The sequence below is a fragment of the Streptomyces sp. AC627_RSS907 genome (assembly GCF_019049165.1).
Genome location: NZ_JAGMUE010000185.1, coordinates 4143 through 14970, shown reverse-complemented (window position 1 = coordinate 14970; position 10828 = coordinate 4143). Strand labels below are relative to the sequence as shown.

At 73.4% G+C, this 10828-nt stretch carries 2 protein-coding genes; both read right to left on the bottom strand.

The genetic code is table 11. From position 1 onward, the window contains the following. A partial coding sequence (locus KUM32_RS31265; RefSeq protein WP_217145335.1) for a type I polyketide synthase occupies positions 1-1846 on the bottom strand: 1846 nt, incomplete at its 3' end. A gap of 29 nt (positions 1847-1875) precedes the next feature. Next, positions 1876-10749: a type I polyketide synthase gene (locus tag KUM32_RS31260; protein WP_217145334.1), complete on the bottom strand. Its 8874-nt coding sequence runs from the start codon at positions 10747-10749 to the stop codon at positions 1876-1878. Positions 10750-10828 lie beyond the last annotated feature (79 nt).

The following is a 10828-nucleotide window of genomic DNA, read 5'->3' as shown; positions in this document are numbered from 1 at the left end:
TCAACGCCACACCCACCGCCCACAACACCGGCTGCACGACCTCCACCCGCGCCAGCCAGCCATCCCCACCCCGCACAACCTCCTCGACCGAGAACCCGACGAACGGCCGCAACGCCTCGTCACACTCCCGCAACCGCCCCGCGAAAACCGGCGAGTCCAACAACCCGACCGCCATGTTCAACCACTGACCACCCTGCCCCGGATACACGAACACCACGTCCGAGGTGCCGAGCGGCGATCCGGCGACCTGGCCGAGGCCGTCGGCCACCGCCGCGAGGCCTTCGAGGTCCCAGGCGACCGCACGGGCGGGCAGCCCGGCGCGGGTGACCAGCGTGGCGCCGACGTCGGCGAGGGAGGCGCCGGTGGTGCGCAGGTGGTCGAGGACCGTGGTGGCCTGGGCGCGCAGTGCGGCCGGGTCGGCGGCGGCCAGGGGCAGCGGTACGACGTCCGTGGTGCCGGCCGGGGCCGGGTCGGCGGCCGGGGCCTGTTCGAGGACGACGTGGGCGTTGGTGCCACTGAACCCGAAGGAGGAGACGGCGGCCCGGCGGGGGGTGTCGTCGGCGGTCTGCCAGGGGCGGGCGGAGGTGAGCAGCTCCAGGGTGCCGGTGGACCAGTCGATGTGCGGGGAGGGCGCGTCGACGTGCAGGGTCTTCGGCAGGACGCCGTGGCGCATGGCCTGCACCATCTTGATCACGCCGCCGACGCCGGCGGCTGCCTGGGTGTGTCCCAGGTTGGACTTCAGTGAGCCGAGCCGCAGCGGGGCCGACCGGTCGCCGCCGTACGTGGACAGCAGGGCCTGGGCCTCGATGGGGTCGCCGAGGCGGGTGCCGGTGCCGTGGGCCTCGACCGCGTCGATCTGGGCGGGGGTGAGGCGGGCGTCGGCCAGCGCGTCGAGGATGACCCGCCGCTGGGAGGGGCCGTTGGGGGCGGTCAGGCCGTTGGAGGCGCCGTCCTGGTTGACCGCGCTGCCCCGCACCACCGCCAGCACCCGGTGCCCGAGGCGCCGGGCGTCGGAGAGCCTCTCCACCAGCAGCACGCCCACGCCCTCCGACCAGCCGGTGCCGTCGGCGGCGGCGGCGAACGGCTTGCACCGTCCGTCGGCGGCCAGCCCGCCCTGCCGGGCGAACTCGACGAACGTGCTGGGGCTCGCCATCACGGTGACACCGCCGGCCAGGGCCATCGCGCACTCGCCGCGGCGCAGCGACTGCACGGCCAGGTGCAGCGCCACCAGCGACGACGAGCAGGCCGTGTCGATGGTGAGGGCGGGGCCCTCCAGGCCGAAGGTGTAGGCGACGCGACCGGAGATGACGCTGCCGGACGTGCCGGTGGCGAGGTACCCCTCGACGCCGTCGGGCAGCGTCGTCAGCTGGGCGGCGTAGTCGTGGTACATGACCCCGGCGAACACCCCGGTACGGGTGCCCTTGACGCCGAGCGGGTCGAGTCCGGCCCGCTCGAACGCCTCCCAGGCGCACTCCAGCAGCAGCCGCTGCTGCGGGTCCATGGCGAGGGCCTCGCGCGGGGAGATACCGAAGACGGCGGGATCGAACTCGGCGGCGTCGGTGAGGAAGCCGCCCTCCCGGGCGAAGTCGCTCTCGGAGGTGTGTTCGCCGTCCTCCACGGTCCAGCCGCGGTCCTGCGGGAAGCCGGTGATCGCGTCCCGGCCGGCGTCCAGCAGTTCCCAGAGCTGTTCGGGGGTGCGCACGCCGCCGGGGTAGCGGCAGGCCATGCCGACGATCGCGATCGGTTCGGCGGCCTTCTCCTGGACGTCGACGAGGTCGCGACGGGCCTGACGAAGGTCGGCGGTCGCCCGCTTGAGGTAGTCGCGGAGCTTCGCTTCGGTGTCCATGTCTTTCGCCAACTCCAGGTAGGTGAGGGTCAGTTCGCGCCGAGTTCGTTGTCGAGCAGGCTGAACAGCTCGTTGTCGTCGGCTGCCGCGATGTCGGCGTCGGTGTCGGTGTCCGCCGGGGCGTCGGACGGGCCGGCGGGGGTCCGGTCGGTACCGGTCCAGCCGGCGAGCAGTGCCCGCAGCCGGAGCGCGACCGCCGTCCTGGTCGCTTCACTCGGGGTGCTGGTCGCCAGGCTGGCTTCGAGTCCGGCCAGTTCGGCCAGCAGGGTCGTGTCGCGGCCGTCGGTCTCCTCGGGGGCGAGCCGGTCGCGGAGTGCCTCGGCCAGCGCGAGCGGTGTCGGGTGGTCGAAGATCAGCGTCGGGGCGAGCCGCAGCCCCGTGTCGGCGGCGAGGCGGTTGCGGAACTCGACCGCGGTGAGCGAGTCGAAGCCCAGGTCGCCGAAGGCACGGCCGTCGCCGATCCCGGCCGGGTCGCGGTGACCGAGTACCGCGACGGCGTGCGTGCGGACCAGCCCGAGCAGCGTCCGGGTCTGCTCGGTGGCGCTCAGCGCGGCCAGCTGCCGGGCCAGCGCCCGGTCCCGGCCGCCGGGGGCGGTCTGGGGGTGGGCCGCCGCTCCGGCCGGTGCCGGGACCCGTCGGGTCGGTGCCGGTACCAGGCCGGTGAGCATGTCCGGGAGCCCGCCGGCGAGGGCCGCCGGACGGAGCGCGGCCAGGTCGAGGCCGACCGGCGCGAGCAGGGCAGTGTCGGTGCGCAGGGCCGTGTCGAAGAGGGTGAGCGCGGCTTCGGTGGGCAGCGGCACGATGCCGCCGCGGCGCAGCCGGTCACGGTCGTTGTCGGTCAGGGAGGCACCGAGTCCGGTCTCCCACAGCCCCCACGCCAGCGAGGTCGCCGGGACCCCTTCGGCCCGCAGCCGGGCGGCGTAGGCGTCCAGGAACGTGTTGGCGGCGGCGTAGTTGCCCTGTCCGGCGTTGCCGAGCAGCCCGGCGACGGACGAGAACAGCACGAACGCGCCGAGGGGCCGGTCGGCGGTGGCCGCGCGCAGGTTCATCGCGGCGTCCACCTTGGCGGTGAGGACGGCCGCGAGCCGGTCCGGCGTCAGCCGTGTGAGCATCGCGTCGTCCGTGCCGCCGGCGGCGTGCAGCACCGCGCCGACGTCGACCGGACCGAGCAACCGCCGTACGGCGTCCGGGTCGGCGAGGTCGCATGCTTCGAGCCGTACCCGGGCGCCGGCGTGGGTGAGTTCGTCGACCAGGGCCGCCGCGCCGGGGGCGTCGGGGCCGCGCCGGCTGACCAGCAGCAGGTCCTTCACCCGGTGTGTGACGACCAGGTGGCGGGCGAGTGCGGTACCGAGCGCTCCGGTGGCGCCGGTGAGGACGACGGTCCTGTCGCTGTTGTCGCCGAGGGTGGGTGCGGACGGCGCGTCCGGTGTCGGGGCCGGGGCGAGGCGTGGGACGAGGACGGTGCCGCCCCGGAGTGCGGCCTGGGCGAGTCCGGCTTCGAGGATGCCCGCGAGGAGGGGGTCCGTTCGGGTCTCCGCGTCGGTGTCGACGAGGGTGATCCGGCCGGGGTTCTCGGTCTGGGCGGCCCGGACCAGGCCCCACAGCGGGGCGTAGGTGAGTCCGGGGACGTGGTCGGCCGGGCTCGTGGCGACCGCTCCGGAGGTCAGCACCACGAGGTGGCTGGTGGCCCAGGCCGGGTCGGTGACCCAGGTCTGGAGGGTGGTGAGCGCGACCGTGAGCGCCTGCCGGACCGATTCAGGCCCGGTCTCCGGTGGGACGGTGGCGTCGAGCAGGACGACCTGGGGCGTGCTGGGGAGGGTGGGCAGGGGGTCGCCGAACGGCAGGCGATGCCACCCGGCCGTGTCGCCCGTCCCCGTGTGGACGAGGGTGGAGGCGGGTCGCCAGTCCACCGTGTGGAGACCGGCCGGTTCGCCGGTCCGGTCCGGGGTTTCGTGCGGTACGGGCCGCAGCGAGACCCGTTCGATCGCGGCCACGGGCAGTCCGGTGCCGTCCGCGATCGTCAGGCGCACACCACCGGGGCCGTTCGGGGTGAGCCGGACGAGCAGCGAGGTCGCCCCGCCGGCCGTCAGCCGGACACCGGAGAACGCGAACGGCAGGTGGACGTCGGCCTCGTCGCCGAGCAGTCCGGCGGCGGCGACCGCGTGCAGCGTGCTGTCCAACAGGGCCGGGTGGAGGGTGAAGTCGCCGACCGGTTCGGTCAACTCGATGTCGGCGAACGCCTCGTTCGCGGTCCGCCGGACCCGTCGCAGCCCCTGGAAGCCCGGCCCGTATCCCAGGCCCGCGGCTTCCATCGCCGTGTAGACCCCGGAGAGGTCGAGTTCCTCGGCGTCGGCCGGCACGGTGACGGCGTCCGGCTCCTCGCCGGTCGCCTCGGACAGCAGCCCGGTGGCGTGCTCGGTCCAGGGCTCCTCGGCTCCGGTACGGGCGTGAACGTTCAGCGCCCGGTTGTCCTCGTCGTCCGGCGGGTCCACCGTGACGCGTATCTGTACGGTCCCCCGGTCGGGCAGGACGAGCGGGGCCCGCAGCAGCAGTTCGTCCAGCACCGGTGTACCCACCTGGGCACCGGCGACCAGGGCCATCTCGACCAGCGCGGCGCCCGGGACGACCGTACGGCCGTGGACGGTGTGGTCGACCAGCCAGGGGTGACTCGACGCGGACACCGACCCGGTGAACAGCACCACGCCCGAACCGGGCACCTCGACGGCCGCACCGAGGATCGGGTGGCCGGTGCCGGTGAGGCCGAGGCCGGTGACGTCACCGGCGGTGCCGGTGCGCGGGCGGGGCCAGAACCTGCGGTGCTGGAACGGATAGGTCGGCAGGTCCACGGCGGCCCGGCCGACCAGCGCGGCCCAGTCGACGGACTGGCCGTCCACGAACAGTTCGGCGAGCGCCCTGAGCAGGGTCTCCGTCTCGGGTCGGTCCTTGCGGAGGGCGGTCACCGCGGTCAGCTCGGGGCGGAGACCGGCGACGAGCCCGGTGAGTATCCCGTCCGGGCCGAGTTCCAGGACCCGGCCCGCGTCCAGGACGGCGACCGCGTCGGCGAACCGGACCGGCTCACGCACCTGCCGCACCCAGTACTCCGGATCCGACCACTGACCAGCAGTGACCAGAGCACCCGTCACCGTGGAGACAGCGGGGAGCACCGGCTCCGCGAACGCAAGCGTCTCCACCACCGCACGGAAGTCGTCCAGCATCGGCTCCATCAGACGAGAGTGGAACGCATGGCTGGTCCGCAGCCGCGTCGTCCTCCACCCCCACCCGGCCACCTCACCGACCGCCCCCTCCACACCGGACACCACCACGGCCTCCGGCCCGTTCACGGCCGCGATGTCAAGGTCCGGGAACGCCTCCCGCACCTCCGCCTCCGACGCCCCCACCGCCCACATCGCCCCACCAGACGCAAGCCCCTGCATCAACCGGCCCCGCGCAGCCACCAACGACGCCGCATCCGCCAAGGTGAACACCCCGGCCGCATACGCGGCCGCGACCTCCCCCACCGAATGACCCGCCACCACATCCGGCTCCAGCCCCCACGAACGCACCAGAGCCAACAACGCCACCTCGAGCGCGAAGACCGCCGGCTGCGCCCAGCCCGTCTGCTCCAACCGCGCCGCATCGAGACCACCCAGCGACAGACCCAAAGCCTCGCACGCCTCGTCATAAGCCGCCGCGAACACCGGGAAGCACCCGTACAACTCCCGGCCCATACCGACCCGCTGCGCACCCTGACCGGTGAACACCATCGCCAGCCGTCCTTCGGTGGCGGTTCCGGTGACGGCCCGCTCGGTGAACGCGCTCAGCGTCTCCCGCAGTGCCGCGTCGTCTTCGACGAGCAGTACCGCGCGCTGTGGCAGTGCGGTCCGGCCGGCCAGTCCCGCCGCGATGCGGGCCAGCGGCAGGTCACGCCGGTCCGAGAGCCGATCGGCCAGGGCGTGGAGCGCGTCGTGGTCCGCCGCCGCCAGTACGACCGGGGTCACCGGGAGCGCGGGCGGTTCAGACGTGGCCACCGGCTCCGGGGCGTCCTGCGCCGGGGCTTCGAGGATGACGTGGGCGTTCGTCCCGCTGATACCGAAGGACGACACCGCCGCACGCCGCGGCCGGCCCTCGACATCCCAGGGCCGTTCCTCGGTCAGCAGCTCCACCGCACCCGAGGCCCAGTCCACCTGCGAGGAGGGCTCGTCGACATGCAGGGTACGGGGCAGCACCCCGTGCCGCATCGCCTGCACCATCTTGATGATCCCGGCCACGCCCGCAGCCGCCTGCGTGTGTCCCAGGTTGGACTTCACCGAGCCCAGCCACAACGGCTCACCGGCCGCACGGTCCTGCCCGTACGTCGCCAGCAACGCCTGCGCCTCGATCGGATCACCCAACGCCGTACCCGTACCGTGCGCCTCCACCACATCCACGTCGGCGGCGGAGACGTGTGCGTTGGCCAGCGCCTGTCGGATCACTCGCTGTTGGGAGGGACCGTTCGGCGCGGTCAGCCCGTTGGAGGCGCCGTCCTGGTTGACCGCGCTGCCGCGGACGACGGCGAGCACCGGGTGCCCGTGCCGTCGGGCGTCGGAGAGCCGCTCGACCAGGAGCATGCCCACGCCCTCGCCCCAGCCGGTGCCGTCCGCGCCCTCCGCGAACGACTTGCAGCGGCCGTCGGCCGCCAGACCCCGCTGCCGCGAGAACCCGACGAACGTCCCGGGCGTGGACATCACGGTGACGCCACCGGCCAGCGCCGCGTCGCACTCGCCACTGCGCAGCGCCTGCACCGCCAGATGCAACGCCACCAGCGACGAAGAGCAGGCGGTATCCACGGTGACGGCCGGCCCCTCCAGGCCGAACGTGTACGACACACGACCGGAGGCGACACTGCCGCTGGTTCCGAGGAAGCCCTCGGTGTTGTCCGCGGACTGGTCGAGTACCAGGCCGTAGTCGTTGTACATGACGCCGACGAACACCCCGGTCCGCGTCCCCGCGACCGTGCCGGGGTCGATGCCGGCCCGCTCGAACGCCTCCCACGAGGTTTCGAGCAGCAGGCGGTGCTGCGGGTCCATGGCCAGCGCCTCGCGCGGCGAGATCCCGAACAGCCCCGGGTCGAAGTCCGCCGCACCCGCGAGGAAGCCACCCTGGCGGGTGTAGGAGGTGCCGGGGTGGTCGGGGTCCGGGTGGTAGAGCGCCTCGACGTCCCAACCCCGGTCCTCCGGGAAGGGCACGATGCCGTCACGGCCGTTGGCGACCAGGTCCCACAGCTCGTCCGGGCTGCTCACCCCGCCCGGGTAACGGCAGGCCATACCGACGATCGCGATGGGTTCGTCCGGCTCGGCCGTGGTGCTGACGGCCACTGCGGCGGTGCTCCGGCCCGTGACCTCTCCCGCGACGAACGCGGCCAGGGCGGCCACCGTCGGATAGTCGAAGACCAGCGTGGAGGGCAGTCTCAGCCCCGTCGCGGAGGTCAGGCGGTTGCGCAGCTCCACCGCGGTCAGGGAGTCGAAGCCCAGCTCCGTGAAGGCGCGGTTGGCGGCCACCTGGTCTGCCGAGGCGTAACCGAGCACCTCGGCGACCTGGGCCCGGACCAGGCCGAGTACGGCGTGGTCGCGTTCGGCCGGGGGCAGTGCCGCCAGCCGCCGCCCGAGTCCGTCGGCGGCCGGGGTGACGGTACGGGCGGGCACGAGGCTTTGGAACAGGGGCGGGATCGTGGTCGCGTTGCGTAGTGCGGTGGTGTCGAGGGCCAGGGGGGCGACCACAGGAGCCGCTGTGCCGAGTGCGGCGTCGAAGGCGGCGAGGCCCTGTTCGGCGGTGAGGGGCAGGATGCCGCCCCGCCGCATACGGTCCCGGCCGGTGCCGGTGAGAGCCTCGCCCATGCCCGCATCCCACAGACCCCACGCGAGTGACGTCGCCGGAACACCCCCAAAACGCAGACGGGTGGCATAAGCGTCCAGATACGCGTTCGCCGCCGCATAGTTGGCCTGACCCGCGTTGCCGAACAGACCCGCAGCCGACGAATACAACACGAACGCCGACAGAGTCTGCCCCCGCGTCGCCGCGAGCAGATTGCGGGCCGCGTCCACCTTCACACGCAAGACAGCGTCCAGCCGCTCCGGGGTCAGACCGCTCAGCAGACCGTCGTCCAGGACACCCGCCGCATGCACGACCGCCGTGACCGTCTCCCCCCGCAACGCGTCGGCCACGGCATCCGCGTCCGCCACGTCACACGCCACCACACGCACTGACGCACCCTCGACCTCCACCGACCCACCGGAGCGGGACAGCAGCACCAGACGCCGCACCCCATGCACGTCCACGAGGTGGCGGACGATGAGACGGCCCAGGGTGCCGGTGGCACCGGTGACCACGACCGCGCCCTCACCGAACACGACCGGCTGCAAGGCCTTGAGCCGCGTCAGACGGGGAACGGTGAGCACACCCTCACGCACCACTGCCTCGGGTACGGGGTAGAAGGCGTCGGCGGACGCGTCCAGCAGGTGGACACGGTCCGGGTGTTCCGACTGGGCCGAACGGACCAGACCCCACAACGCGGCACCGTCCGGATCGGTCACCTCGTCACCGACCGCACCGTAAGTGCGCACCACCATCCGGGACCCGGCCCACGCGGGATCCTCGAGCCAGCCCTGCAACAACGCCAGCAGAGCACCGGCCCGGTCCCGGGCCGGGCCGGACGCCGTCGCGTCGACCGAGACCACGGGCGCCGGTGCCGGGAGCGCGTCACCCAGCCTGACCACCACCGGAGCCTCCGCGGCCGGGGAGACCTCCTGCGGCACCCACTCCACACCGAACAGGTATCGATCCGCCGTGTTCGCCACCTGGCCGGCGGCCACAGGGCGGAAGGTGAGGTTCTCGACTTCCGCCACCGGGAGGCCCGAGGCGTCGGCCAGTGTGAGCCGTACGGTGCCCGTGCTCGTACCGGCCGTCAGTCGTACACGCAGGGTCGAGCCCGCCGGCCGATCCCGGCGGACGCCGGAGAGGGTGAAGGGCAGCTGGGCGCCTTCGGCCGCGAGCAACCCGCCGACGCCGAGGGCGTGCAGGGCCGCGTCGAACAGGGCCGGATGTACACCGAATCCGTCGGTCGGCTGGTCGACGGCCACCTCGGCGAAGACCGTCTCGCCGCGACGCCAGACCCGCCGCAGCCCTCGGAACGCCGGCCCGTAGTCCAGGCCCGCGTCCGCGAACGCGTCGTAGAGGCCGTCCAGGTCGAGCGCCTCCGCCCCGACCGGTGGCCATACGACCAGTTCCGTGCCGTCGTCGGCGGACTCGGTGGGGGAGGTGAGCAGGCCGGTGGCGTTGGTGGCCCATGCGGTGGGGTCGTCGTCGGGCCGGGAGTGGATGGTGAGTGCTCGTCGTCCGGCGTCGTCGGGTGCGGCGACCAGCACGCGCAACCGGACGGGTACTCCGTCGGGCAGGCGCAACGGGTCCCGCAGCACCAGTTCGTCCAGCGCCGGCGTCCCGGCGCCGGCACCGGCGGCCAGGGCCAGTTCGACCAGCGCGGTGCCCGGGACGACCGGTGTGTCGTGGACGCGGTGGTCGGCGAGCCAGGGCTGGCCTTCCGTCGTGAGTACGCCGGTGAACAACAGCGCGTCGGAGTCGGGGAGTTCGGCGGATGCCGTGAGCAATGGATGATCGAGGGCGTCGAGGCCGGCGGTGGTCACGTCACCGGACGGTGGTGTCGGGTTCAGCCAGTACCGCTGGTGCTGGAACGGGTAGGTGGGCAGTTCGGCGCGGGCGCCGTCACCGAGCACCGCGCGCCACTCGACGGGTTGCCCGTGGACGAACAGCCGGGCGACGGCGCTGAGCAACGTCGTGGACTCGTCCCGGTCGCGGCGCAGCGCGGCTACGGCGATCTTGTCCGGAGCGATATCGCCGACCAGCGCGGTGAGTATCCCGTCCGGGCCGAGTTCCAGGACCCGGCCCGCGTCCAGGGCGGCAACCGCGTCGGCGAACCGGACCGGCTCACGCACCTGCCGCACCCAGTACTCCGGATCCGACCACTGACCAGCAGTGACCAGAGCACCCGTCACCGTGGAGACAGCGGGGAGCACCGGCTCCGCGAACGCAAGCGTCTCCACCACCGCACGGAAGTCGTCCAGCATCGGCTCCATCAGACGGGAGTGGAACGCATGGCTGGTCCGCAGCCGCGTCGTCTTCCACCCCCGCCCGGCCACCTCACCGACCGCCCCCTCCACACCGGACACCACCACGGCCTCAGGCCCGTTCACGGCCGCGATGTCAAGGTCCGGGAACGCCTCCCGCACCTCCGCCTCCGACGCCCCCACCGCCCACATCGCCCCACCAGACGCAAGCCCCTGCATCAACCGGCCCCGCGCAGCCACCAACGACGCCGCATCCGCCAGAGTGAGCACCCCGGCCGCATACGCGGCCGCGACCTCCCCCACCGAATGCCCCACCACCACATCCGGCTCCAGCCCCCACGAACGCACCAGAGCCAACAACGCCACCTCAAGCGCGAAGACCGCCGGCTGCGCCCAGCCCGTCTGCTCCAACCGCGCCGCATCGAGACCACCCAGCGAAAGACCCAAAGCCTCGCACGCCTCGTCATAAGCCGCCGCGAACACCGGAAACGCCTCATACAACTCCCGGCCCATACCGACCCGCTGCGCACCCTGACCGGTGAACACCATCGCCAGTCCACCGGCGCCGGCCACTCCGGCCGTCTCGTGCGTCCCGGCGGTCACCGCCGTCAGCCCGGCGTCCAGTTCCGTGCGGTCGGTCGCGAGGAGGACCGCCCGGTGGCGCAGACGCGCGCGGGTCGCGAGGGTCCGGCCGATCTGGTCCAGGGGTGCGTCGGCCGGAAGTCCCCGCCGAACCCGCTCTGCGGCTTCTCGCAGACCGGCCGCGTCGGCGGCGGTGAGCACCACGGGGACGACCGGCAGCCCGGCGACGGGGGCCGGCGCGGGCTGCTGGGCCGGGGCTTCGAGGATGACGTGGGCGTTCGTC